At 61.9% G+C, this 25,499-nt stretch carries 25 protein-coding genes; 15 read left to right on the top strand and 10 right to left on the bottom strand.

Annotated features, from left to right (window positions below; translation table 11 throughout):
• Positions 1-16 precede the first annotated feature (16 nt).
• The 4 genes from AC1DY9_RS11655 to AC1DY9_RS11640 form a co-directional block, all read right to left on the bottom strand.
• The gene (locus tag AC1DY9_RS11655; protein ID WP_457281179.1) at positions 17-736 is read right to left on the bottom strand and encodes a TetR/AcrR family transcriptional regulator; all 720 of its coding nucleotides are present in this window, start codon (positions 734-736) and stop codon (positions 17-19) included.
• A gap of 260 nt (positions 737-996) precedes the next feature.
• Positions 997-1,845 carry a fumarylacetoacetate hydrolase family protein gene (locus tag AC1DY9_RS11650; RefSeq protein ID WP_457281180.1) on the bottom strand — a complete coding sequence of 283 codons (849 nt, stop codon included), beginning with the start codon at positions 1,843-1,845 and terminating at the stop codon, positions 997-999.
• 31 nt (positions 1,846-1,876) lie between these two features.
• Positions 1,877-2,623 carry an SDR family NAD(P)-dependent oxidoreductase gene (locus AC1DY9_RS11645; RefSeq protein ID WP_477666583.1) on the bottom strand — a complete coding sequence of 249 codons (747 nt, stop codon included), beginning with the start codon at positions 2,621-2,623 and terminating at the stop codon, positions 1,877-1,879.
• The gene (locus tag AC1DY9_RS11640) at positions 2,620-3,354 is read right to left on the bottom strand and encodes an SDR family oxidoreductase (RefSeq protein WP_457281182.1); all 735 of its coding nucleotides are present in this window, start codon (positions 3,352-3,354) and stop codon (positions 2,620-2,622) included. Before AC1DY9_RS11640 ends, AC1DY9_RS11645 begins: the two co-directional genes overlap by 4 nt.
• Before the next feature lie 122 nt (positions 3,355-3,476).
• On the opposite strand from AC1DY9_RS11640, the gene AC1DY9_RS11635 reads away from it, so the two are divergent.
• From AC1DY9_RS11635 to manD, 10 genes are all read left to right on the top strand, one after another.
• Complete coding sequence (locus AC1DY9_RS11635; protein WP_457281183.1) at positions 3,477-4,226, top strand: FadR/GntR family transcriptional regulator; 750 nt, start codon at positions 3,477-3,479, stop codon at positions 4,224-4,226.
• A 73-nt stretch (positions 4,227-4,299) separates the two neighbouring features.
• On the top strand, positions 4,300-5,265 hold the full coding sequence (locus AC1DY9_RS11630; protein WP_477666582.1) for a Bug family tripartite tricarboxylate transporter substrate binding protein: 966 nt from the start codon (positions 4,300-4,302) through the stop codon (positions 5,263-5,265).
• Between the two features lie 139 nt (positions 5,266-5,404).
• Positions 5,405-6,403 (top strand): sialic acid TRAP transporter substrate-binding protein SiaP, encoded by a 999-nt coding sequence (locus tag AC1DY9_RS11625; protein WP_477666581.1) that lies wholly within the window; start codon positions 5,405-5,407, stop codon positions 6,401-6,403.
• Between the two features lie 78 nt (positions 6,404-6,481).
• Positions 6,482-7,057 carry a TRAP transporter small permease gene (locus tag AC1DY9_RS11620; protein WP_477666580.1) on the top strand — a complete coding sequence of 192 codons (576 nt, stop codon included), beginning with the start codon at positions 6,482-6,484 and terminating at the stop codon, positions 7,055-7,057.
• Positions 7,058-8,452: a TRAP transporter large permease gene (locus AC1DY9_RS11615; protein WP_457281187.1), complete on the top strand. Its 1,395-nt coding sequence runs from the start codon at positions 7,058-7,060 to the stop codon at positions 8,450-8,452. It begins immediately after the preceding gene.
• A gap of 117 nt (positions 8,453-8,569) precedes the next feature.
• Positions 8,570-10,096: a UxaA family hydrolase gene (locus tag AC1DY9_RS11610; RefSeq protein ID WP_477666579.1), complete on the top strand. Its 1,527-nt coding sequence runs from the start codon at positions 8,570-8,572 to the stop codon at positions 10,094-10,096.
• 11 nt (positions 10,097-10,107) lie between these two features.
• A complete protein-coding gene (locus tag AC1DY9_RS11605; RefSeq protein WP_457281189.1) occupies positions 10,108-11,169 on the top strand; it encodes a malate/lactate/ureidoglycolate dehydrogenase in 1,062 nt (353 codons plus the stop codon).
• Positions 11,170-11,257: 88 nt separating this feature from the next.
• The gene (locus AC1DY9_RS11600) at positions 11,258-12,004 is read left to right on the top strand and encodes an SDR family NAD(P)-dependent oxidoreductase (protein ID WP_457281190.1); all 747 of its coding nucleotides are present in this window, start codon (positions 11,258-11,260) and stop codon (positions 12,002-12,004) included.
• A 7-nt stretch (positions 12,005-12,011) separates the two neighbouring features.
• Entirely contained in the window at positions 12,012-13,412 is a 1,401-nt protein-coding gene (locus AC1DY9_RS11595) for a mannitol dehydrogenase family protein (protein WP_477666578.1), read from the top strand.
• 5 nt (positions 13,413-13,417) lie between these two features.
• On the top strand, positions 13,418-14,629 hold the full coding sequence (gene manD / locus AC1DY9_RS11590) for a D-mannonate dehydratase ManD (protein ID WP_477666577.1): 1,212 nt from the start codon (positions 13,418-13,420) through the stop codon (positions 14,627-14,629).
• Between the two features lie 231 nt (positions 14,630-14,860).
• Here the strand turns inward: manD and slmA are convergent, their stop codons facing one another.
• From slmA to AC1DY9_RS11560, 6 genes are all read right to left on the bottom strand, one after another.
• Complete coding sequence (gene slmA / locus AC1DY9_RS11585; RefSeq protein WP_477666576.1) at positions 14,861-15,505, bottom strand: nucleoid occlusion factor SlmA; 645 nt, start codon at positions 15,503-15,505, stop codon at positions 14,861-14,863.
• Positions 15,506-15,667: 162 nt separating this feature from the next.
• Complete coding sequence (locus AC1DY9_RS11580) at positions 15,668-17,125, bottom strand: sensor histidine kinase (protein ID WP_457281646.1); 1,458 nt, start codon at positions 17,123-17,125, stop codon at positions 15,668-15,670.
• A gap of 107 nt (positions 17,126-17,232) precedes the next feature.
• Positions 17,233-17,937: a response regulator gene (locus tag AC1DY9_RS11575; protein WP_457281194.1), complete on the bottom strand. Its 705-nt coding sequence runs from the start codon at positions 17,935-17,937 to the stop codon at positions 17,233-17,235.
• A gap of 56 nt (positions 17,938-17,993) precedes the next feature.
• Positions 17,994-18,173 (bottom strand): hypothetical protein, encoded by a 180-nt coding sequence (locus tag AC1DY9_RS11570; protein WP_477666575.1) that lies wholly within the window; start codon positions 18,171-18,173, stop codon positions 17,994-17,996.
• A 54-nt stretch (positions 18,174-18,227) separates the two neighbouring features.
• Positions 18,228-19,139, bottom strand: coding sequence for an acetylglutamate kinase (gene argB, locus AC1DY9_RS11565; RefSeq protein ID WP_457281195.1), 912 nt, complete (start codon positions 19,137-19,139; stop codon positions 18,228-18,230).
• A 107-nt stretch (positions 19,140-19,246) separates the two neighbouring features.
• Positions 19,247-20,350 carry an MraY family glycosyltransferase gene (locus AC1DY9_RS11560; RefSeq protein ID WP_457281196.1) on the bottom strand — a complete coding sequence of 368 codons (1,104 nt, stop codon included), beginning with the start codon at positions 20,348-20,350 and terminating at the stop codon, positions 19,247-19,249.
• A gap of 181 nt (positions 20,351-20,531) precedes the next feature.
• On the opposite strand from AC1DY9_RS11560, the gene AC1DY9_RS11555 reads away from it, so the two are divergent.
• Genes AC1DY9_RS11555 through AC1DY9_RS11535 form a run of 5 tightly spaced genes read left to right on the top strand, consistent with a single transcriptional unit; the run spans position 20,532 to position 25,498 of the window.
• Entirely contained in the window at positions 20,532-20,894 is a 363-nt protein-coding gene (locus tag AC1DY9_RS11555; RefSeq protein ID WP_457281197.1) for a MarR family EPS-associated transcriptional regulator, read from the top strand.
• Entirely contained in the window at positions 20,887-22,311 is a 1,425-nt protein-coding gene (locus tag AC1DY9_RS11550) for a mannose-1-phosphate guanylyltransferase/mannose-6-phosphate isomerase (protein WP_477666574.1), read from the top strand. The genes AC1DY9_RS11555 and AC1DY9_RS11550 overlap by 8 nt, the downstream gene beginning before the upstream one ends.
• A gap of 3 nt (positions 22,312-22,314) precedes the next feature.
• Positions 22,315-23,400: a GDP-mannose 4,6-dehydratase gene (gene gmd / locus AC1DY9_RS11545; RefSeq protein ID WP_457281199.1), complete on the top strand. Its 1,086-nt coding sequence runs from the start codon at positions 22,315-22,317 to the stop codon at positions 23,398-23,400.
• A 2-nt stretch (positions 23,401-23,402) separates the two neighbouring features.
• Complete coding sequence (locus AC1DY9_RS11540; protein WP_477666573.1) at positions 23,403-24,335, top strand: GDP-L-fucose synthase family protein; 933 nt, start codon at positions 23,403-23,405, stop codon at positions 24,333-24,335.
• Entirely contained in the window at positions 24,332-25,498 is a 1,167-nt protein-coding gene (locus AC1DY9_RS11535) for a DegT/DnrJ/EryC1/StrS family aminotransferase (RefSeq protein WP_477666572.1), read from the top strand. Before AC1DY9_RS11540 ends, AC1DY9_RS11535 begins: the two co-directional genes overlap by 4 nt.
• Position 25,499 lies beyond the last annotated feature (1 nt).

Raw genomic sequence — 25,499 nt, 5'->3', positions numbered from 1 at the left:
GGTGGATTCCTTTTGCTTAAACTGGTTTGGAAGGGGATGCCTTGCCGGAAGCTTTCTTCGGCAAGGTGGAAAGGGGGGCGTCGCTGCCATAGCGCGCCAGGATGTTGGCAAAGCCGGTATTGGCGCGGTCCATGGAGCCCGGCGTCTTGAGGAAGCGGGCTTCGTAGTGCAGCGCCAGGATCAGGCCGTGGATCTCAAAGGCCATCTGGTGCTCGTCAGCGTCAGCATGCAGGTGACCAGCCTCTTTGGCCTGCACCACAGCGCGGTACATGGCGGCCAGCCAGGTTCGTACCGAACCCGCCAGCGCATCGCGCACCGGGCCGGGCCTGTCGTCAAATTCGACGGCGCCGCTGATGTAAAGGCAGCCCGAGTCGATTTCAAGCGAGGTGCGTTTCATCCAGTTATGAAACAGTGCCGCCAGACGAGGCAGGCCGCGCGGCTGCTGCAGCGCCGGAAAGAAGACCTCTTCTTCAAAGCGCACGTGGTATTCGCGGATAACGGAGATCTGCAGCTCTTCGCGCGAGCCGAAATGGGCGAACACGCCCGACTTGCTCATGCGCATGACCTCGGCCAGCGCGCCTATGCTCAGGCCTTCCAGCCCGATCTGCGTGGCCAGGCCCAGGGCGGCGTCCACAATGGCGGCCTTGGTCTGCTGGCCTTTTTGCTGGCTTTTGGCCACAGCGCTGCCCGTTGCCGGGGCGCGGGAGGCTTTAGCGGGAAGTTCTGTGATGGCCATGAGGTGCTACAAAATAAAACGAACGGTCGTTCTATTTTGCAACACTTTGATGACCATGCAAAGGCCATAGGCTTTTCTAGGGCATTCGGCCTAGGACCAACACGGGTAAACCCTCGGATGTTGGCTCACCCCCGTCCAAGCTCACTGCGTGTGGCTTGTTCCCCCCTCCAGGGGGCGGCGCCTGGGGCCGGCGAAGCCGGACCCTCGGCACCCACTGGTGGAATACCCCACCCTGGATACGCGGCTAGAGAGCGTGGGGGCTACTTCTTGTAGGGCACAACGGTTTGATGCTGCTCGCCCAGGCCTTCGATGCCCAGGGAGATTTTGTCGCCCTTCTTCAGGTACACAGGCGGCTTCATGCCCAGGCCCACGCCGGGCGGTGTGCCGGTGGTGATGACGTCGCCGGGCTCCAGCGTCATGAACTGGCTGACGTAGCTGACGATTTTGGCGACGCTGAAGATCATGGTCTTGGTGTTGCCCTTTTGCACGCGCTTGCCGTTCACCTCGAGCCACAGGCCCAGCTTTTGCGGGTTGGGTACTTCGTCGCGCGTGACCAGCCAGGGGCCGAGCGGGCCGAAGGTGTCGCAACCTTTGCCCTTGTCCCAGGTGCCGCCGCGCTCAATCTGGAATTCGCGCTCGCTCACGTCGTTGATGGTGCAGTAGCCGGCCACGTAGTCCAGCGCTTCCTTTTGCGACACGTAGCGGGCCGTCTTGCCGATGATCACGCCGAGCTCGACCTCCCAGTCGGTCTTGACCGAGCCTTTGGGCAGCATGATGGGGTCGTTCGGGCCCTGGATGCAGCTGGTGGCTTTCATGAACACGACCGGCTCGGCGGGAATCGGCAAGCCCGATTCGGCCGCGTGGTCGGCGTAGTTCAGGCCGATGGCGATGAACTTGGGCACGCCGGTGACGGGGCTGCCATAACGCGGCGAGCCTTTGACCAGCGGCAGCTTGTCGGCTTTGAGCTTGCGCAGTTTGGCAATCGCAGCATCGCCAAGCTGATCCGGGCCGATGTCCTTGATGACAGCGCTCAGATCGCGCAGCTTGCCGTTGGCATCAATAAGGCCGGGCTTTTCCTTGCCGGGGTTGCCATAGCGAACGAGTTTCATGGTTTTTCCTTTTGATAAATCGGATGAAAGATTAATAAGTGGAGCGGCCGCCCGAGAGATCGAAAACGGCGCCGGTTGAGAACGAGCAATCTTCGGTGCACAGCCAGCCGACCATGGCGGCTACCTCATCGGGCGTGCCGAAGCGGCCCATGGGGATTTTAGAAAGCATGAACTGTATGAACTCGGGCGTCATTTGCTCAAAAATCGGCGTTTTCACCGCGGCCGGTGTGATGCAGTTGACGCGCACACCTGTATCGGCGAGTTCCTTGCCCAGGGATTTTGTCAGGGCGATCACCGCGGCCTTGCTCGCGCTGTAGGCGCTGGCATTCGGGTTGCCGTCTTTGCCGGCCACCGAGGCAACATTGACGATGCGGCCATAGTTGCGTGCACGCATGTGCGGCACGATTTCACGGCAGCAGAAGAACAGGCCGTTGAGGTTGACCTGCTGCACCTGCATCCATTGCTCGGGTGGGTAGTCCCACAGCTTGACGTTGGGACCGGTGATGCCGGCCGAGTTGACAAGCGCGTCAATAGCAGGGTTGTGGGCCACAGTTTGTTTGACCGCCTCCACCACGCTGGCATGGCTGGCCACATCGACGGCTACCGTATGCACCCCGGCGCCCAGCGCGCCCCTGGCCGTGGCCAGTGCCTCGGGGTTGATGTCCCAAAGCGTCACCGTGCCGCCCGACGCCAGCACGCGCTGAGCCACCGCAAAACCCAAGCCGACCGCACCACCGGTGATGACCGCATGGCGCCCCTTCAGGTCCAGCTGGTTCATATGGTGATGCCACCGTCCACGTTGTAGGCCTGGCCGGTCACAAAAGCAGCCTCGTCGCTGGCCAGAAAGACCACCAGCGGGGCAATCTCATGCGCCTGCGCCAGGCGCCCGAGCGGCTGGCGTGCGATGAAGGCCTTGCGGGCCGCCACGGGATCTTCGTTGGCATTGATACGGTCCTGTAGCGAAGGCGTGTCTACCGTACCAGGGCAAATCGCATTGCAACGCACGCCGTCACCCACAAAGTCGGCCGCGACGCTTTTGGTGAGGCCAATCACTGCCGCCTTGGTGGTGCCATACACAAATCGGTTGGGCAGGCCTTTGATGCTGCTGCAGACGCTGGCCATGTTGACAATGCTGCCGCCCTTTTTGGCCTGCATGCCGGGCAGCACGGCCTGGATCATCCAGAACTGGGCGCGCACGTTGAGGTTGAAGGCGAACTCAAGATCGGCATCGGTGGCCTGCAGGGCTGTGCCCCCGTGGACAAAACCGGCGCAGTTAAAAAGAATGTCCATGGGCGGCAGGCCGCCTACCAGTTTCTGGATCGCCGCCTTGTCCAGCACGTCCAGGGGCAGCGCCGTGATGTTGGCCGCCCCTTTGTAGCTTTCCAGCAGCTCGGGTTTCAGGTCGGTGGCCCAGACCTGCGCGCCTTCGGCCGCCAGCGCCAGTGCGGTGGCATGGCCGATTCCCTGGCCGGCTGCGGTCACCAGCGCTTTTTTTCCTTCAAGTCTCATCTTCACTCCTACAGGGTTTTGCCGGATGTTGTCCCGGGGGTTTCATGGGATTATCAATTGGTCTTACCACTTGTCCAATTCTGGCTAACCCTTAAAGCCCCACCTTTCACCCTTTTCCCTCCATGCCCCTGCAAACCGTCGAACCGCAGCGCCTCTACCGCCAGATCGCCGAGCAGCTGCGCACGCTGATCTCGGCCGGCGAATGGGCCGTGGGCGCACGGCTGCCCGCCGAGCGCGACCTGGCGCGACAGCTGGGCGTGAGCCGGCCCTCGGTGCGCGAAGCGCTGATCGCGATGGAGGTTGAAGGCTGGGTCGAAGTACGCACCGGCTCGGGTGTCTATGTTCTGGACCGAAGCAAGCCCGCCAGCCACGACGGCAATGGAAGTGGCCGGGCCGAGCAGATATCGCCCGACGAATGGGGACCCCTGGAATTGATACGCGCCCGCCGCGTGGTGGAAGGCGAAGTCGCCGCCATGGCCGCCACCCAGGCCAAGCGCAAACACATAGACGCGATGGACAAGGCCATCGCCAGCATGCAGTTTGACGCCGACCGCGGCGTGCTGCCGCTGGAAGGCGACCGCGCTTTTCATACCGCCGTTGTCGAGTCCTGCGGCAACGTAGTGCTGATTGAAACCATACAGCGCTTCTGGGACTCGCGTCGCGGCCCGTTGTTCGAGCGGTTGGGCGGGCATTTTGAAACCGTTGAATCGTGGCGCTCGGCGATTGCCGAGCACCAGGCCATTTTTGATGCGGTGCGCAACCGAGACGCCGATGCCGCGCGTGCGGCCATGCATGCGCACATGGACCAGTCGCACAAGCGTTTCAGCGTGAGCTGGAGTCGGACCAAAAGCCAGGAGGTACAAAAGAAATGACCCGTCACGATTTCTTTCAGCGCTCACCTCACTCCTGATTTCCCTTCCAACAAAAAGCGAAAGCGAGACAAGCATGAAGTTTCTGACACCGCGCAAATTGCTGGCAACAGCCCTTATGGCGCTCACCAGCCTCTGCGGCAACGCCTGGGCGCAGACCTACCCGAACAAGCCCATCGAAGTGATGGTGGCCTTCCAGCCTGGCGGCGGCACCGACTCGCTGGCGCGCGCCTATGCCGAAGCCGCCAAGAAATACACCACGCAATCGCTGGTGGTCTACAACAAACCCGGCGCCAGCGGCGCTATCGGCCTGGCCGATGTGGTCAATGCCAGGCCCGACGGCTACAAGATTGCCATGCTGTTTGTGGAGGTGACCATCCTGCCGCACATGGGCATCACCAGGATCACGCAGGACGACTTCATCCCCATTGCCCGCCTGAATGCCGACCCGGCTGCCATCACCGTGAAAGCGGACTCACCCTACAACACGATTGAAGAGTTCCTCGCCGCCGCCAAAAAGACCGGCAGCGACGTGAAGGTCGGCAACGCCGGCAACGGCTCGATCTGGCACCTGGCGGCCGCGTCGCTGGAAGAAAAAACCGGCGCCAGATTCAACCACATCCCCTACCAGGGCGCAGGCCCCGCCGTGCTGGCCCTGCTGGGCGGTCATGTGGACGCAGTAGGCGTGAGCCCGGCTGAGGTTGCCGTGCATGTGGCGGCCGGCAAGCTGAAGATTTTGGGTGTGATGGCCGACCAGCGCGTCAAGGGTTTTGAGAGCGTGCCCACCCTCAAGGAACGCAACATCGACCTGTCCATCGGCACCTGGCGCGGCCTGGGCGTGGCCAAAGGCACACCGCCTGAAGTCGTGGAAACCATTCGGACCTTCAGCAAAAAGGCGGCCGAAGAGCCCATCATGCGCGAAGTGATGGACAAACTGAACCTTGGCTACGCCTATGCCGACGGCCCTGCCTTCAAGGCGCAAATGGTGCGCGACAACGACAACTTCAAACAACTCGTGACCAAGCTCAACCTGAAGAACTGAGCAATGAGCCTGTTCAATGTCTAAACGAGGCCTCGTTTAGACATTGAACAGGCTCTTAGACCCCAGGCTTCACGACGGTGCGCGCTGGCGCGCATCGTCGATTTCCTTTCTGCCAGCAACCACCCTTCGAGGAGACAACATGAACGCATTCAACAAAAAGAGATTCGCTATCAAAACAATAGCTGCCTGCGCTTTACTGGCGGGCACTATGGGATTTTCCGGCATCGCATCGGCGCAGACCAAGCTGAAATGGGCGCACGTCTACGAGACTTCCGAGGCCTACCACAAGTGGTCGGTCTGGGCGGCTGACGAAATCAAGAAGCGCACCAGCGGCCGCTACGAGATTCAGGTGTTCCCGGCTTCCACGCTGGGCAAGGAAAGCGACATCAACCAGGGCCTGCAGCTGGGCACCGTCGACATCATCATCTCGGGCGCATCGTTTGCGGCCCGGAGCTTTCCGCGCATCGGCGTGGCCTACTACCCCTACACCTTCCGCGACCCGGAGCACCTGCTGAAATACGCGAAGAGCGATGTCTTCAAGGAACTGACCGAAGGCTACAAACAGAAGACCGGCGTGCAAACTGTCGCGGTCACCTACTACGGCGCGCGCCACTCCACCAGCAACAAACCCTTCAAGACCTGCGAAGAGATGAAGGGCCTGAAAATGCGGGTGCCCGACGTGCCGGCCTACATGGCCCTGCCTCGCGCCTGCGGCGCCAACCCGACGCCGATCGCTTTTGCCGAGGTTTACCTGGCGCTGCAAAACGGCACGGTCGATGCACAGGAGAACCCGCTGCCCACCATCGAAGCCAAGAAGTTCTATGAGGTCCAGAAGAACATCATCCTGACCGGCCACATCCTCGATTCGCTGGTCACGCAGATCGGCCCTCACGTCTGGACCAAGCTCAGCGATGCCGACAAGAAAGTCTTCACGGATGTGATGCAGGAAGCGGCCGCCAAAGCCACGGCCGACATCCAGAAGCGGGAAGGCGAGCTGGTGGACGAGTTCAAGAAAAAAGGCATCAACCTGATCACGGTCAACAAGGACGAGTTCCGCGATCACATCGTCAAGGCCGTGGACATGGCGTCAATGGGCTACGACAAGAAGGATTGGGACCGCATCCAGGCCATCAAGTAAGTCTTGCCCATCCGGCCAAGGCTTCCCGCCCTTTCCTCCATCGGAGGGAAGGGCCTCATTACCCACTACCCCACCATCATGACTTCCATTCCCGACATTGACGCCTTGCCCAAGGTCATGGGCGACGACGGCGAATTCCACGCCACGGATGAAGCAGTTGACCTGTCCGGCACGCCCGTTGAAGCCTGGGCGGCGCTGTTTTTCTTCTGGGCGTTGGGCCTGACGGTTTTCTACCAGTTCTTCACGCGTTATGTAATGAACGATTCCGCCGCCTGGACGGAAGAAATCGCACGCTACCTGCTGATCGCCACCGTCTTCGTCGGCGCCGCCATTGGCGTGGCCAAGAACAACCACATCCAGGTCGACTTCTTCTATCGCTTCATGCCCGCGTGGCTGGCCCGGGGCATGGCCCTGTTGACCGACGTGCTGCGCATCGCCTTCCTGGGCGCCATGGTCGTGCTGACCTGGCAAATGATGGACAAGATGGGCAACTACAAGATGACCATCATCGACCTGCCGATGAACCTGGTGTACGGCGTCTGCCTGGTGGGGTTTGCGGCCATGGCCGTGCGCTCGGTCTGGGTCATGCGCATTCACCTGCAGCGCGGCTACAGCGTGCTGGAACGCCCTGAATCCACGATGGAGGACCGCTGAATGTTGAAGGTTATTTTTCTCTTCCTGATGAGCGGCGGCCTGCCGGTGGCCATGGCCATGGCCGGGGCGTCGCTGGTCTACATCCTGTTCACCAACAGCTCGCCGCCCTTTGTGGTGGTTCACCGCATGGTCAGCGGCATCGACAGTTTTCCGCTGCTGGCCGTGCCGTTCTTCATCCTGGCCGGCAACCTGATGAACAACGCCGGCATCACCAACCGCATCTACAACTACGCGCTGGCGCTGGTCGGCTGGATGAAGGGCGGACTGGGCCACGTCAACGTCGTCGGCTCGGTGGTGTTTGCCGGCATGAGCGGCACCGCCATTGCCGATGCCGCCGGCCTCGGCACCATCGAGATCAAGGCCATGAAGGACCACGGCTACAGCACCGAGTTTGCCGTGGGCGTGACGGCGGCCTCGGCCACGCTGGGCCCCATCATTCCGCCCAGCCTGCCCTTTGTGATCTACGGCATGATGGCCAATGTCAGCGTCGGTGCGCTGTTTCTGGCGGGCATCCTCCCGGGCCTGCTGATGGCCATCCTGATGATGCTGACAGTGGCCTATTTCGCGCACAAGAACAACTGGGGCGCCGATGTCCCCTTCGCGTGGAGCCGCCTGAACAAGGCGCTGGTGGAAACCGCCGTGGTCATCGGCTGGCCGCTGCTGCTGTGGCTGCTGATCGGCAAACTGAACTTTCCGCCGCAGATCACCGTGGCCGTCGCACTGGTAGCGCTGTTTGCGGCCGACAAAGCCTTCAATTTCCAGGCCGTGTTGCCCATCATGACGCCCGTGCTGCTGATAGGCGGCATGACCACCGGCATCTTCACCCCCACGGAAGGCGCGATTGCCGCCTGCGTCTGGGCGCTGATCCTCGGGTTTGCCTGGTACCGCACGCTGACCTTCAAGAGCTTTGTGAAGGTCTGCCTTGACACGGTCGAGACCACCTCCACCGTGCTGTTCATTGTGGCCGCGGCATCGATCTTCGGCTGGATGCTCACTGCCACCGGCGTGACCACCGACATCGCCAAATGGGTGCTGGACTTCACCAAGGAAGCCTGGGTCTTCCTGCTGCTGGCCAACCTGTTGATGCTGTTTGTAGGCTGCTTCCTGGAGCCGACCGCAGCCATCACGATCCTGGTACCTATCCTGGTGCCGATTGCCACGCAGCTGGGCGTGGACCCGATCCACTTCGGGCTGGTGATGGTGCTCAATTTGATGATCGGCCTGCTGCATCCGCCCATGGGCATGGTGTTGTTTGTGCTGGCCCGCGTGGCCAAGCTGTCGGTGGAACGGACCACCATCGCCATCCTGCCCTGGCTGTTCCCGCTGCTGGGCAGCCTGATCATCATCACCTATTTCCCCAAATTGGTACTCTGGTTGCCGAAGATGTTTTATTGAAAGTGAAACAATCACCCTGAGACGCCTTCGGCGCCTCCCCCTCGAGGGGGCGCCACCTGCGGCCCGGCGAAGCCGGTTCCGCGATGGCCCCCCGATAAAAGCACAGAAACTCAGACCATGACCCCGTTTATTCGCCTTCACCCCGCCGATGATGTCCTGATTGCCCGAGCCCAGCTGGTGGGCGGCACCGAGGTCGAAAACATCACCGTACGCGGCCTGATCCCGGCCGGCCACAAGATCGCCACGCGCGCGCTGGCCGTGGGCGAGCCCGTGCGGCGCTACAACCAGATCATCGGTTTTGCCAGCAAACCCATCGCGCCCGGCGAGCACGTGCATACGCACAACCTCAACATGGGCCCCGACAAGGGCGACTTTACGCGCGACTACGCATTCGGCGCCGATGTGAAACCGGCACCGGCCAGGCGCGAGGCGACTTTCATGGGTATCAAGCGGCCTGACGGACGCGTGGCCACGCGCAACTACATCGGGATTCTCTCGAGCGTCAACTGCTCGGCCACCGCCGCGCGGGCGATTTCCGACCATTTCTCGCGGCAGAACAACCCTGCAGCGCTGAAAGATTTTCCCAACGTCGACGGCGTGGTGGCGTTGACGCATGGCACCGGCTGCGGCATGGACAGCGACGGCCTGGGCCTGCAGATCCTGCAGCGTACGCTGACCGGCTACGCCACGCACCCCAACTTCGCGGGCGTGTTGGTGGTGGGCCTGGGCTGCGAGTCCAACCAGATCAATGCCTGGCTGGCCCACGGCAGCCTGCGCGAAGGTGAAACCCTGCGCGTCTTCAGCATCCAGGACACGGGTGGCACGGCCAAGACGGTGGCCAAGGGCATCGCCATGATCAAGGAGATGCTGCCGCAGGCCAATGCCGTCAAGCGCGAACCCTGCAGCGCCGCGCACATCACCATCGGCCTGCAGTGCGGCGGCTCCGACGGTTACTCGGGCATCAGCGCCAACCCGGCGCTGGGCGCGGCGGTGGACTTGCTGGTGGCCCATGGCGGCACCGCCATCCTCAGCGAAACCCCCGAGATTTACGGCGCCGAGCATTTGCTCACGCGGCGCGCCGTGCGCCCCGACATCGCCGAAAAGCTGATCTCGCGCATCAAGTGGTGGGAGCACTACACCCAGATCAACGAAGGCGAAATGAACAACAACCCGTCGCCCGGCAACAAGGCCGGCGGCCTCACGACCATCCTGGAAAAGTCGCTGGGTGCGGTGGCCAAGGGCGGCACCTCCAACCTGGAGGCTGTCTATGAATACGCCGAACCCGTGAAGGACCACGGCTTCGTCTACATGGACACGCCGGGCTACGACCCGGTCAGCGCCACGGGCCAGGTGGCCGGCGGCGCCAACATCATCTGCTTTACCACCGGCCGCGGTTCGGCTTACGGCTGCGCGCCCTCGCCTTCGCTCAAGCTCGCCACCAATTCGGCACTGTGGCAGCGGCAGGAAGAGGACATGGACATCAATTGCGGCGAGATCATCGACAGCGGCGTGACGGTGCAGGAGATGGGACAGCGCATTTTCGAGATGGTGCTGGCCACCGCATCGGGTGAACCGAGCAAGAGCGAAAAGCACGGCTACGGACAAAACGAATTTGTGCCCTGGCAAGTCGGCGCGGTGATGTAAAGGCTTTTCACATGCAAAAAGTGCTTCAAGCCCAATATCTACGGGCGCAAGCAGCTACTATTTTTATAGCAGCCGGCAGCACGGCCGCTGAAGCGGAAAAAATCGCCGCCAACCTGGTGATGGCCAACCTGAGCGGCCATGACTCGCACGGCATCGGCATGCTTCCGCGCTACGTCGATGCGGTGCTCGAAGGTGGCCTGACGCCCAACGCCCAGGTCAAAACCCTGCTCGATACCGGCTCGCTGCTCAGCCTGAACGGCCAGCGCGGTTACGGTCAGGCGATCGGCGAGCAGGCGATGGCGCTCGGCATGGCACGTGCCAAAACCCATGGCAGCTGCATCATGGCGCTGGCCGAGTCGCACCATCTGGGGCGCATCGGCCATTTCGCCGAGATGGCCGTGGCCCAGGGACTGGTGTCGCTGCACTTCGTCAACGTCATGACGCGGCCCGTGGTGGCACCCTGGGGCGGCGCGGATGGCCGCTACGGCACCAACCCCTGCTGCATAGGCATACCACTCAAGGACAGCCCGCCCTTTGTGCTGGACTTCGCCACCAGCCGCGTGGCCCAGGGAAAAATGCGCGTGGCGCACAACCAGGGCAAATCCGTCCAGCCGGGCCTGCTGATCGACGAACACGGCCAGCCCACCACCAACCCCGGCGTGGTGGTGGTGCCGCAGCCGAACGGTTTTTTTGGCGCGCTCATGCCATTCGGCGAGCACAAGGGCTACGGCCTGGCGGTGGCATGCGAGCTGCTGGGCGGCGCGCTCACCGGCGGCGGCACCTGGCACCACCCCACAGTGAGCGTGCGTGCGGTCTACAACAGCATGCTCACGATCCTGATTGACCCGGGCAAGCTGGGCACCCAGTCGGCCCTCGAAATGGAAGCGCTGGCATTCGTCGAGTGGCTGCGCAAAAGCCCGCCGGCCGACGGTGTGGACGCTGTGCAGATTGCCGGTGAACCGGAACGCCGTGCGCGGCTTGAACGCGAACAGGGCGGCATTGAAATGGACGGCGAAACCTGGCGCGAAATCGTCGCAGCCGGCCAGAAGGTCGGTGTAAGTGTGCCGGGCTGAGCACCGAACGCTATCAAATCAGTAGCTGCTCGCGCAGTCCCTATAAGGTCTAGCGGCCAAAATGATCCTCAATTTCACCGAAAAAGCCATGACTCCACCGATTCAAGACCAGGTTGCGCTTGTCACTGGCGCCAACGCCGGCATGGGCCTGGCCACGGTGCGTGCCCTGCTGGCCGCCGGCTACAAAGTGGCGGCCACCGACCTCGGCACCGAACGTGTGGCCGCCGAGCTTGCCGCGTATGGTGACCGTTTGGCCTGCTTCACCATGGACGTGAGCGAGCAGGCCCAGGTGCACGCCGCCTGCGACGCCATTGAAACGCATTTTGGCCGCATCGACGTCTGCGTCAACAACGCCGGCTTCCTGCAATACGCCAACTGCGAACAGACCACGCCGGAGCTCTGGCACAAGACCCTGCGCATCAACCTCGACGGTGTCTTCTACGTCAGCCAGCGCGTGGCGCCAGGCATGAAGGCGCGTGGTTTCGGCCGCATCGTGAACGTATCGTCCTACGGTGCCAAAACCGGGGGGCTGTCGCCGCTGCCAGCCTATGCGGCCAGCAAGGGCGGCGTGATCTCGCTGACCTTCAGCTTTGCCCGCGAATATGCCGCGTTTGGTGTGACCTGCAACGCGCTGGCCCCGACCTTCGTGAAGACCCAGATGCTGACCGAGCAGGTCAGTGCCGAGCGGCAAGCCGAGCTGCGCCAGAAGATACCGGTGGGCCGTTTCTGCGAGCTCGAAGAGTTCGCTCACTGCGTGCTGTTCCTGGCCCACCCGATGAGCGGCTTCATCACCGGCGAGGTGCTGGACCTCAATGGCGGCCTGCAGTTTGACTGAGCGCGCGATGCTGAACACCCGCGCTTTGCCGGAAATCGCCACGCGCGGCATCGGCGTCCCCACTTACTCACGCCGCGGTACTGTGGGCGTGGTGCACCTGGGCCTGGGCGCCTTCCACCGTGCGCACCAGGCACTGGTATTCGATACCCTGCTGCAGCGCGGTGACGCGCGCTGGGGTGTGCTGGGTGTCGCCATGCGCAGCACTGAGCTGGCCGACGCCATGGCCGCGCAAGATGGCCTGTATGCCGTGCAGGTTGCCAGCAGCACCGGTGTGCAGTGGCAGGTCGGTGGCGCCATCTGGCAAACCTGCGTGGCCGCCCGCGAGCTGGCGCAGGTGGTGCAGGCACTGGCCGCGCCATCCACGCGCTGGGTCACGCTGACGGTCACTGAAAAAGGCTACGCCCCGGAACTGGCCCGACTGCTGATGCAGGGCCTGGCGGCGCGCCATGCGGCGGGCCTGCCCGGGTTGACGCTGGCTTCCTGCGACAACCTGGCACACAACGGCCGCAAGTTGCAGGCTTTGTGCATCGATGCCGCACAAAAGGAAAATCCGGCGCTGGCGCAATGGATCGGCACCGCCTGCGCCTTCCCGAACAGCATGGTGGACCGCATCGTGCCGGCCGCAACCGGCGAGCGCCTGGCGGCTGCCGGGCAGGCGCTCGGCGTGACCGACCAGGCTGCACTGGGCACCGAAGCATTCTGGGAATGGGTGATTGAACGCCGCTTTGCCGATCCTGCGGATGGCGCAGTGCTGGCGGCCGCTGGCGTCACGGTGGTGGACGACGTGGCGCCGTTTGAAGAAGCCAAATTGCGCATGCTCAACGGCAGCCACACGGCCATGGCCTGCATGGGCGCGGTAGCGGGCTGGCCCGTCGTCAGCGACTGCATCGCCCAGCCGGCGGTGCATCGCTTCATCCACGGCCTGATGACGCAGGAGATCGGCCCGCAGCTCAACCGCCCGGACTGGCCCGCCTACCGCGACGCGCTGCTGGCACGTTTTGCCAACCCCGAGTTGCAGCACAGGGTGCACCAGATCGCCACTGACAGCTCGCAGAAGATTCCATATCGCTGGGTACCTTCGGTGATTGATGCCCTGGCCGCGAACCAGCCCGTGGAACGGCTGGCCTTTGCGGCAGCGGCCTGGATGCGTTATCTGCGCGGCATCGACGAGCAGGGGCAGCCCTACGCCATAAACGACCCGATGGCCGAAACGCTGAAAGCTCTCGCGCTTGCCCATTCCGGTGACGCTGCAGCGACAGTGCAAGCCCTGGGTACGCTGCCGGCCATCTGGGGTGAGGCCCTGCCGCAGCAAGCGCACTGGCTGGCCCGCATGACCCACTGGCTGGCCCAGATCAACCAGCGCGGCGTGCTGGCCGCCCTGGACCAACTTCACTCCCACCCCATCTGAACACCATGAAAATCACCAACGCCCGCGTCATCGTCTGCAGCCCCGGCCGCAATTTCGTTACCCTGAAAATAGAAACCGACGAAGGCCTGACCGGCATCGGCGACGCAACGCTCAACGGGCGCGAGCTGTCTGTCGTGAGCTACCTGACCGAGCATGTCATCCCCTGCCTGATCGGACGCGATGCACACCAGATCGAGGACATCTGGCAGTACCTGTACAAGGGCGCTTACTGGCGGCGCGGCCCGGTCACCATGAGCGCGATCGCCGCAGTCGACACCGCCCTCTGGGACATCAAGGCCAAGGCCGCCAACATGCCGCTGTACCAGCTGCTGGGCGGAAAGAGCCGCACCGGTGTGATGGTCTATGGGCATGCCAATGGGAAAGACATTGCGCAGACCGTGGAAGAGGTGTTGCGCTACAAGGAGATGGGCTATCAGGCCATACGCGCGCAGAGCGGCGTGCCGGGCCTGGACAAGGTTTATGGCGTCGGCAAGGGCACGCTGTTTTACGAACCGGCTGACGCTGACCTGCCCAGCGAACACGACTGGAGCAGCGAAAAATACCTGCTGCACACCCCGAAGTTGTTCGACGCAGTGCGTACCGCCGTCGGGCCGGACATTCATTTGCTGCACGACGTGCATCACCGCCTGACGCCGATCGAGGCGGGCCGGCTGGGAAAATCACTGGAGCCCTATCACCTGTTCTGGATCGAAGACGCGACGCCGGCCGAAAACCAGGAGGCTTTTCGCCTGATCCGCCAGCACACGACCACACCGCTGGCCGTGGGCGAGATTTTCAACACCATCTGGGACTGCAAGGACCTGATTCAGAACCAGCTGATCGACTACATCCGCGCGACGGTGGTGCATGCCGGCGGCATCACCCACCTGCGGCGCATTGCCGACTTTGCGGCGATGTACCAGGTACACACGGGCTGCCACGGCGCGACCGATTTGTCACCGGTCTGCATGGGCGCAGCGCTGCACTTCGATACATGGGTGCCCAATTTCGGCGTGCAGGAATACATGCGCCACACCGAGCAGACCGATGAGGTGTTTCCGCACAGCTATCGTTTTGACAAAGGCTTTATGCACTGCGGCGAAACGCCGGGCCATGGCGTGGAAATCGACGAGAAGCTCGCCGCCAAATACCCGTACCAGCGCGCCTACCTGCCGGTGAACCGGTTGCAGCACGACGGCACCCTCTGGAATTGGTGAACTGGCTCACCCCTGCTGGCGCTCACTTCGTGTAGCGCCCCCTCCCCTTGCAGGGGACGGCGCCTGCGGCCGGGCAAAGCCCGTTCCGCGGCCCCAACTGACATGCCCCCGGGGAGGCCAGCTAAGGACTGTTCTTTTCCAGTGGGGGCCGGGGTCCGGCTTTGCCGGCGCCAAGGCGCCCGTCCCCTGAAAGGGGAAAAGGCGCGACACGAAGTGCGCGTCCGATAGGGGTTAGCCCAATATAGTCGCGAGGCTGGCTTCGAGGTGCTCGGACGGCAGGCGCTTGAAGCCTGAGCGGGCAAAACGCTGCAGGCGGCCGACCATGAAGGCAACGATGACCGAGGCGCGCACCTGGGCGTCCACCGTGGGGGTCGCCGCGCCGCTGGCGGCCGCGGCGTCGCGCAGGCTTTGCTTGAGGCTGGACTCGAGCTTGTCGAAGAACTGGTTCATGCGCTCTTGCAGGCGGTCATTTTCAAATACCAACGCATCACCGACCATGACGCGCGTCATGCCGGGGTTCTTTTCGGCGAACTGCAGGATCATGACCACCAGCTTGCGGGTGCGGGCTGAATGGTCGGGTTCACGTTCACCAATCTGATTGATCAGTGTGAAGACGCTTTGCTCGATGAATTCGATCAGGCCTTCGAACATCTGCGCCTTGCTGGCGAAATGGCGGTAAAGGGCGGCTTCGCTCACATCCAGCTTGGCTGCCAGGGCCGATGTGGTGATGCGCTCGGCGCCCGGCTGCTCCAGCATGGTGGCCAGCGCCTGCAGAATCTGGACCCGGCGCTCACCCGGTTTGGGGCGCTTGCGCACCGCAGGCTCGGCTGGCGTGGCGTGCGGGCTCAGTTCGGATTCAGACGCTAAGTCGGACATAGGCGATGAAGTAGGAAATGTTTCAAAAAACCGGGAATCGTTGCAATTGATTCTCGCACAGCCAAGTGACAGTTCGTCTCTCACCATGCCCGGGTTTTCGCCCATGAGGCGAAGGCGCAACGTTCTGTTCCGTAACAGCAAGCGCTTACTGTGGTGGGCGAGCTACAAACTCAATCGAACCCGTAATCCGTACGGTCCGGCTGGGCCAGTCCCGGTGTGGTCCAGCTCCAGCTGCGAATGGTGAACCCGCGCGATTTCGCTGGCAATGGCCAGGCCCAGGCCATTGCCCTCGCCCGCCGTCCCCTGCACCCGGTAAAAGCGCTGCAACGCCATGCTGCGCTCGTCCGGGGCTATGCCGGGGCCGTCGTCTTCGACTTCCAGGAAGACGCCCCAGCGCCGGTGTTCGGCGGCAGCGCCACCAGGACCCGGCTGTTTTGGCGTGTCCGGCGCTTCGAAGCCAGCCGTCGGGCCACAGCGGATCGTGACCGTGCCGCCGGGCGGTGTGTATTTGACGGCGTTGTCCACCAGATTACCCAGCAGCTCGCGCAGCAACCACTCGTAACCACTGACCTGTGCAGGCTGGGTTTCGAGCCCCAGGTCAATGCCCTTGCGCATGGCGGCATCCAGATGCAGGGGCAGGATGGATTCGCAGAGGTCTTTCAGGTCTACCCGTTGCATAGGCTGGGCGCCGGCGGCTGACGCGTCGGCGCGCGAGAGCGCCAGCAGCTGGTTGGCCAGCTGCGACGTCCGGCGTGTGGCATTGCGCAGCTTGATGATTTTTTCGGCCGACAAGGTCACCGCCCCGTCCGAGCCTGCTGCCTGGGCCACCTTGGCCGCTTGCGCCCAGGCCTCGACCTGGGCCTGCAGCCCGGCCAGAGGCGTGCGCAGTTGGTGCGCGGCATCAGCCACAAACCGCCGCTGCCCCTCCGCCTGGTCGTTCACCAGGCCAAAAAGGCGGTTCAAGGCACTCACCAGCGGCTGCACCTCGGCCGGCGTAGCCATCGGGTCGATGGCACTCAAGTCGCGCGGGTTGCGGCGCTCCACCGCGTCCTTGAGCTCAATCAATGGCTTGAGTGCCCGCGTGACTGCCCAGTTGACGGCAAAACCTGCCGCCACAACCAGGATCAGGTTCGGCAGCAGCACCTTGAACAGCACGGAGCGTACCCATTGCTGGCGCGGGTCGGATCCATCCGCCAGCTGGACGATCAGCTCACCCACCGCAGTCTTCATGCGCTGCGCGGCAATCCGGTAGGTCACGCCGTTGTATTCGATGCTGTGGAATTCGGGCTCGTGCGTGGCCGGCAGCAACTCGGGAATCCAGGGCTCACCGGCCAGAAAGTCGCCTTCGGCATCGGCGAGGCGAAAGCCGGCAAAGCCAGGCCGGCCCTTGAGGAAATCATCCACGGCGGGGGCCATCAGCAGCACCGGCGCACTTTCCGGGGTGGCGCCCGGCGCCACAACCGAATCGGCCAGCAGGGGAATCAGCCGGAGCAGCTGCTGATCTTTTTGCAGGGCGACATCGCCGGCCGTCTGGTAGTCAAAATAAATACTCACCAGCGCAAAAGTCCCCAGCGGGAAAAGCAGCAGCAGGAGCAGCCGGCGCTGCAGGCCGGACTTCATGGCGGCAGGCACGAACGCGTTGCCGCCCGTGCGCGCAGCCAGCGTACGCAGGCGGTTTTTCAGGCGGACGGCCCAGGACTGGCCGAAAGGGTTCATGCCTGCGCTGCCTATTCAGCGCCAGCGCTGGACGGCATCCCCGGGGAAACTTCCACCAGCTCCAGCCGGTAGCCAAAGCCGCGAATGGAGCGTACGGCTATGCCGTGCGGCTCCAGCTTGCCGCGCAAACGCGAGATGTACACCTCAATGGCATTGGGCGTGATTTCCTTGTCCCACCCCGTCATGGCCTGCAGCAGCTTGTCTTTGCTGGCCGGCTTGGGCGCGTGGATCAGCAAATACTCCATCACCGTCCATTCGCGCGGTCCGAGCTCTATCAGCTGGCCGTTGGCGCGCGCCTCGCGGTTGGCCGTGTCCAGTTCCAGCGCTCCAAAACTCAGTGTGGCGCTGGTGGCGGCCTGGGAGCGGCGCAGCAGTGCGCGCAGGCGCGCCAGCAACTCGGGCAGCTCAAACGGCTTGACCATGTAGTCATCCGCCCCCAGGTCCAGCCCCTGGACACGGTCCTGCAGCGCGTCGCGGGCCGTCAGGATGAGCACTGGCATGGCCATTCCGCCGCGGCGCAGGCGGCGCGTCAGTTCCAGCCCGTCAATGCGCGGCAGCCCGATGTCGATGATCGCCGCATCGAAGGTCTCACCCTGTAACACTTCCTCCGCGCGTTCGGCACTGCCGACCCAGTCGACGGCGTAGCCGGCGTCACTGAGCCCCAGCTTGATGCCGCTGGCTACCATCACGTCGTCTTCAACCAACAGGAGTCGCATAACGAATTGTCCGTTTCGTCGCCAATGCCAATTGACCCCGCCTGAGGAGTGTCAATTCAGGAAAAAGCCGGTGCCGCTGCCTGATTTGGTTTTTGGTCTTGTTTTTGGCCCGGTATCGGCTGCCAGTCTGCCAGACCGGCACTGTCGCCACCCTGACGGCAAAAGAAATGCCCATATTTGCTATATTTTTTATAGCTGCTTGCGCACATCCCATATGCCTTGGTGACCAATTTCATCAAAATAAGGGCGCCGCCCATCCGGACAGCCTTGGGCCGCCAGGAACGCCTGGATCAGTGCGAGCGGATCATGGTCCCGTAGGCCTGATCGGTCAGGATTTCCAGCAGCATGGCATGCGGCACCCGCCCGTCGATGATGTGGACAGAATTCACGCCGCTTTTGGCCGCGTCCAGCGCGCCTTCGATTTTGGGCAGCATGCCGCCGGAAATCGTTCCGTCGGCAAACAGCTCGTCGATTTCGCGGGCGCTCAGGTCAGTCAGCAGCTCCCCGGCCTTGTTCAGTACGCCGGGGGTATTGGTGAGCAGCACCAGTTTCTCGGCCTTCAGCACGGTGGCCAGCTTGCCCGCCACCACGTCGGCATTGATGTTGTAGCTCTCGTTTTCCTCGCCAAACCCGATCGGGCTGATCACCGGAATGAAGGCATCGTCCTGCAGCGCCTTGACCACGCTCGGGTCAATGCTGACGATGTCACCCACAAAGCCGATGTCGTGCTCCTTCGTCGGGTCATCCTTGTCGACCATCTTGAGCTTTTGCGCACGGATCAATCCGCCATCGCGGCCCGTCAGGCCCACGGCCTTGCCACCGGCCTGGTTGATCAGGCCGACGATGTCCTGCTGCACCTGGCCGGCCAGCACCCACTCCACGACTTCCATGGTCTCTTCGTCGGTGACGCGCATACCCTGGATGAAATGCCCCTTTTTGCCCAGGCGGTTCAGCGCCGCCTCGATTTGCGGGCCCCCGCCGTGAACCACCACCGGGTTCATGCCCACCAGCTTGAGCAGCACCACGTCTTCCGCAAAATCAGCCTGCAGGGCCGGGTCCGTCATGGCGTTGCCGCCATATTTGATGACCATGGTCTTGCCGTGAAACTTGCGGATGTAAGGCAGCGCCTGGGCCAGGATCTCGGCCTTGTCGCGCGGGCCTACATGAGAGAGGTCTGGGTCGTTGGCGGTATTGGTGGTCATTCGCGGGGCCTTGTCAGGATGAAACAGGGAGCAGGAACACAGGGAGCAGGTATTGCCGGGAAATATTGCCCGAATTGTGCCGCATCGCTGCGGCCAGCGTGCCGGCCTCAGCGACGCAGCCAGCGCGGAACCTTGAAACGGATGATCGCGATATAAAAACCGACATACGTCAACACAAACAGCGCGCAAAACATCATGAGGATCGAGGTCTCACGCCAGAACAGCACTGCCGGCACCACAGTCAGCAAGGTAAAGCTCCAGAGATAAGGTGACGTCCGGTTGTTGCGCATCAACATGCGCCGCGACTCGTCATCGTGGAACACGCCACGCACCAGGCGGCGGTAGATCAGCTGATGGAAATGCAGCGCATCAGCCACCCCGGGCGATCCGCCACGCGCCAGCTTTCGGTAGATCGAAAAAACAGTCTCCCAGACCGGATAAATGATCAACAGCATCGGAAACCACGGCGAAACCATCTGGTGGCGCTGCACCAACAATATGCAGGCGAGCGCGATCACAACACCCCAGAGATAGGCGCCCCCATCCCCCGCAAAGATCAGGCCACGGGGGTAGTTCCACATGAGAAAACCCATGGTCGCACCTGCCAGGCATACAACGATGGCAGCCAGCTGACGGTCACCAAGCTGAAGCGCGACATAGGCGATTGCCAGGCAGATGAGCGACGCGACGGTACCCGCCAGGCCGTTGTAGCCATCAATGATATTGAACGCGTGCGGCAAGCCGCAGAACGCGAAAAAAGCCAAGGCAACGCCGACCCAGGGAAAAGACAGCAGCAGCATGTCGATTCCAGGCACGCCGAGCCGCGGTAACGCCAGCCCGAACAGGCTGCACGCCAGCGCTGCGGACAGCCCCGTCAGCAACAGGCGGTAACGCACCGTCAGCCGCTGCGTGAGATCTTCATAAACGCCGCCCAGCACGGCTGGCAACAGGACCACCACCAATTGCAAGGCGGTATGCCAGGTCATGGGCACATTTACCCGGCTGGCGGTCGTTTCGGCTATCACGCCGGCAAGCAAGCCAGCCAATAAGCCCAGCAGTATCCCGATGCCGCCGACGCGCGGTATGTTTCCCGCATGGAACCGCTGCGGTTTGCTCACGTCGTATCGGCTGGCATGCTCACGCGCCATGCGGATAACCAGCATCGAAGCGATTAGCGACACAGTGAAACTCAGACAAACCAGAAATACCATGGGGCCCCCGCTTTATTTGCCGCAATTATCAGCGCATACCCCCGGCCCGCCCCTTGCACTTTCCTCACAGCCCTGACAGGACCTGCCGCAACGGGTGTAAATAATCCCTCACGCCGGTGTCCTACCCACGCGGCAGCAGTGGTAACATCCTGTTCACTCATTGAACAGCCGAATCATCCATTTGCTGAATTCTTCACTTCAGGAAGAAAACCACCTGCGGGTACTGCGCCTGCTGGAGGCCAATCCTCATATGAACCAGCGCGATCTCGCCAATGCGCTGGGCGTTAGCCTGGGCAAAACCAACTATTGCCTGAAAGCGCTGCTCGACAAGGGCTTCATCAAGATGCAAAGCTTCAGCCGCAGCGAAAAAAAGCTGGCTTACGCCTATTTGTTGACGCCGAACGGCATTTCCGAGAAGGCCGGCCTGACCTTGCGCTTTCTCGAACGCAAGTTGGCGGAGTACGAAAACCTCAAGGTTGAAATCGAAAACCTCAAAGTCGAAGTCACCCAGGCAAAAACCAGCACTGATCACAACCATGACTGAAACCGTCACCATCACGCCTGTCATCCTCTGCGGCGGCGCAGGCACACGGCTTTGGCCGCTGTCGCGGAAAAGCTTCCCGAAACAGTTCGTCCCGCTGATCGGCGGTAAAAGCCTGCTGCAGCTGACCCTGGAGCGGGTGGCACACGTCAACGGAGACAGCGCAACCACGCCCGATGTGATCTGCGTCGCCTCGGAAGAACACCGATTCCTCGTCAGTGAAGCCATGCAGGCAGCACGCGTCAAGGGCCGGATTGTGCTGGAACCCACCGGGCGCAACACAGCGCCTGCGATGGCGCTCGCGGCGCTGCTCGCCAAACCCGGTCAAGTCCTGCTGTTTTGCCCTTCGGATCACCATATCCCCGATGTTGGGGCCTTTTCAGCCATGGTGGGCCAGGGCCTGGCGGCGGCGCTGAGCGGTGAGATCGTGACTTTTGGCGTGGTGCCGGCTTTTCCGGCAACGGCCTACGGTTATATCCAGCAAGGCGCGGCGCGCGGCGACGGTAGCGCCAAAGTCGCGCGTTTTATTGAAAAACCCGACGCAGAAAAAGCCCAGGCACTGATATTGCAGGGTGACACGCTCTGGAACGCCGGTATCTTCCTGACGCGCGCCGACACACTGATCGCGGCCCTGGAACAACACGCGCCCGACATTCTGCAAGGCTGCCGGCTGGCTGTGTCAGCGGTCGGAGAGGACCAGCAGTTCGTGCGGCCCGACGCAGCGGCATTCGGTGCTGTGCGCGCCGAAAGTATCGACTACGCAGTGCTCGAGCGCCACGGCGCTGTCGCTGTCGTGCCATTTGCGGGAGCCTGGAGTGACGTCGGCAGCTGGAATGCCGTCGCCGGGCTCACGGCGCCGGACGACGACGGCAACCGCATCGACGGCAACGGCATGGCGCTGCACAGCAAACGCACCTATATTCACGCGCCGCATCGCACCGTGGTGACACTTGGCACCGAGGACCTTCTGGTGATTGACACGCCCGACGCGTTGCTTGTCGCCGCGAGCAGCCACGTGGAGCAGGTCAAGAGCGTGGTTTCCCAGCTCGAAACGCGCCAAAGCCCGGAAGCGAGTCTGCACCGCAAGGTAGCGAGGCCCTGGGGCTGGTATGACAGCATTGACCGCGGCGCCCGATTCCAGGTCAAACGCATCATGGTCAAGCCCGGCGCGTCGTTGAGTCTGCAAAAACACCATCATCGGGCCGAACACTGGATCGTGGTTTCCGGCACCGCGCTGGTCACCAAAGGCGAGGCCACCTTTCTCCTCACTGAAAACCAGTCCACTTACATTCCGATCGGCGAAACTCATCGCCTGGAAAATCCAGGAAAAACCGATCTGGAAATGATCGAAGTCCAGTCCGGCAGCTATCTGGGCGAGGACGATATCGTGCGATTTACCGACAACTATGGCAGGGCATAAACAATGAAAACAGCACTCATCACCGGCATCACCGGCCAGGACGGTTCCTACCTGGCGGAGTTTCTGCTGAACAAGGGCTATATCGTGCACGGCATCAAACGCCGCACGTCGCTCTTCAATACGGATCGCATCGACCATTTGTTCCAGGACCCGCACGAAGCCAACCAGCGCTTTGTGCTGCACCACGGCGACATGACCGACTCGTCGAGCCTGACCCGCATCATCCAGCAAACCCAGCCGGACGAAATCTACAACCTCGCGGCGCAAAGCCATGTCGCCGTGAGTTTTGAAGAGCCGGAGTACACAGCCAACAGCGACGGCCTGGGCGCCTTGCGGGTCCTTGAAGCAATGCGCATTCTCGGACTTGAGAAGACCACCCGCTTCTACCAGGCTTCGACTTCCGAACTCTATGGCTTGGTGCAGGAAATCCCGCAAAAAGAAACTACGCCGTTCTACCCCCGCAGCCCCTATGCGGTTGCCAAGCTCTACGCCTACTGGATCACAATCAACTACCGGGAAGCCTACGGCATCTATGCCTGCAACGGCATCCTGTTCAACCACGAAAGCCCGGTCCGCGGCGAAACCTTTGTGACGCGCAAGATCACGCGCGCACTCGCCCGCATCAAGCTGGGCATCCAGGACTGCCTCTATCTGGGCAACATGGATGCCAAACGGGACTGGGGCCACGCCAAGGACTATGTCGAAATGCAATGGCTCATGCTTCAGCAGGACAAACCCGAAGACTTCGTGATCGCCACCGGCGTCCAATACAGCGTGCGTGATTTCGTCGAGGCGACTGCCCGGGAATACGGCATGCAGATCCGCTGGGAAGGCCACGACGAGAACGAGAAAGGCTATGACGCTGCCACCGGCAAATGCATCGTGTCGGTCGATCCGCGTTACTTCCGTCCGACCGAGGTTGAAACGCTGCTCGGTGATGCGACCAAGGCACGCGAAAAACTCGGTTGGGTTCCGAAAATCAGCTTCGCAGAACTGGTTGCCGAAATGGCCAAAGTCGACATGACACAGGCCGAGTTCGATTTGCAGGTCAAGGCACACGGCCACAAGGCCTTGCGCAACCAGGGCTAAACGTGGCCAAACCCCGTGTTTTCCTGACCGGCGGCGGCGGCATGGTCGGCCGCAATATCCTCGAGCACCCGCTCGCGGGCAACTGGGATTTTGTCGCGCCTGGCAGCCGGGAACTGAACCTGGCCGACTTCGAGGCGACGCGCCGCTTCGTCGCAGATGTCCGGCCCGATGCTGTAATTCACTGCGCCGGACTGGTCGGCGGCATTCAGGCGAATATCGCGCACCCTGTCGATTTTCTCGTGGTGAACGTAGACCTCGGTCGCAATGTGATCATGGCGGCGCGCGAGGCCGGCGTTACCAGGCTGCTGAACCTCGCGAGCTCCTGCATGTACCCACGCGAAGCGCAGAACCCGCTCGGCGAGGAATTGATTCTGCGCGGCGAACTTGAGCCGACCAACGAGGGCTATGCGATCGCCAAGATCTTCGCAACCCGGCTGTGCGAATACATCGCCCGCGAAACACCGGTCAACCAGTACAAGACGCTGATTCCGTGCAACCTGTACGGCCGGCACGACAAATTCGACCCGAAGCACTCCCACCTGATCCCTGCGATCATCCACAAGGTCCATCAGGCCAAGGCTGGCGGCCTGCCGAGCGTCGAGATATGGGGTGACGGCACGGCACGCCGCGAGTTCATGTATGCAGGTGATCTGGCCGACGCCGTGCTGCATGCGCTGTCCGATTTCGACAAGCTACCGGGGCTGCTCAATGTCGGCCTCGGCCACGACCACAGCATCAACGACTACTACCGTGCTGCCGCCGAAGTCGTTGGCTGGAGCGGCGAGTTTGTACATGACACAAGCAAGCCGGTCGGCATGAAACAAAAACTTGTCGACATTGAGAGGCAGCGCGCCTGGGGTTGGCGAGCGTCGACGTTGTTGAATCAAGGCATTGAAAAAACTTATCAATTTTATTTGCAGGATAGCCAAGCATGAGCCACAAATACCCTCTCGCCACCGCCACCTGGGACCAGGCTGAATACGCTGCACTGCAAGAGGTCATCACCTCGGGCATGTTCACCATGGGACCCAAGGTGTTCGAATTCGAAAAACAATTCGCAAGCTACCTCGGTGTCAAGCATTGCGTGATGGTGAATTCCGGTTCGTCGGCCAACCTGTTAATGGTCGCGGCGCTTTTCTATTCCAAGAATGACGCGATTGCTCTCAAACCGGGCGACGAAGTGATCGTGCCCGCCGTATCCTGGAGCACAACCTATTACCCGCTATACCAGTACGGCCTGAAGATCAAATTCGTCGATATCGATCTCGAAACCTTGAACTACGACCTCGATGCACTGGAAAAAGCCGTCACCGGTAACACCCGCCTGATCATGGCCGTCAACCTGCTCGGCAACCCGAACAACTTCGCGCGCATCAAATCCATCATCGGCGACAAGAAGATCACGCTGATCGAAGACAACTGCGAGTCGCTCGGCGCAACCTTCGAAGGCAAGCAAGCCGGCACTTTCGGCCTGATGGGCAGTTACAGCTCATTCTTTTCACATCACATCTCGACGATGGAAGGTGGCCTGATCAGCACCGATGACGAGGAGTTGCACCACATTTTGCTGTCGCTGCGCGCGCACGGCTGGACCCGCAACCTCCCGAAGTTCAACCATGTCTGCGGCGAAAAAAGCGACGATCCGTTCAAAGAGTCGTTTCGCTTCGTCCTGCCCGGCTACAACGTACGGCCACTCGAAATGTCGGGTGCACTCGGCATCGAGCAGGTCAAGAAGTTGCCGATGCTGGTCGCCGAACGGCGAAAAAATGCGGCGCTGCTGCAATCGGTCATGCGCGATCATCCTACAGTGCTGATCCAGAAGGAGATTGGCAATAGCAGCTGGTTCGGTTTCAGCCTTGTTATCCGGCCTGGTGTGAACCTCACGCGCGAGGCACTGGTCGCCAAACTCAATGGCCTTGGGTTCGAAGTACGACCTATCGTTGCCGGCAATTTTGCCAAGAATGAAGTCGTCAAATATTTCGACTCGGAAGTCTTCGGTGAGCTGAAGAACGCCGAGCATATCGACGATAACGGTCTATTTGTCGGTAACCATCACTACTCGATCGAAGACGCGGTCAGGCAACTAAAAGGCATTTGAA

The sequence above is a fragment of the Polaromonas sp. P1_F6 genome, assembly GCF_056405695.1.
This window is presented reverse-complemented; position numbering and strand designations above follow the sequence as displayed.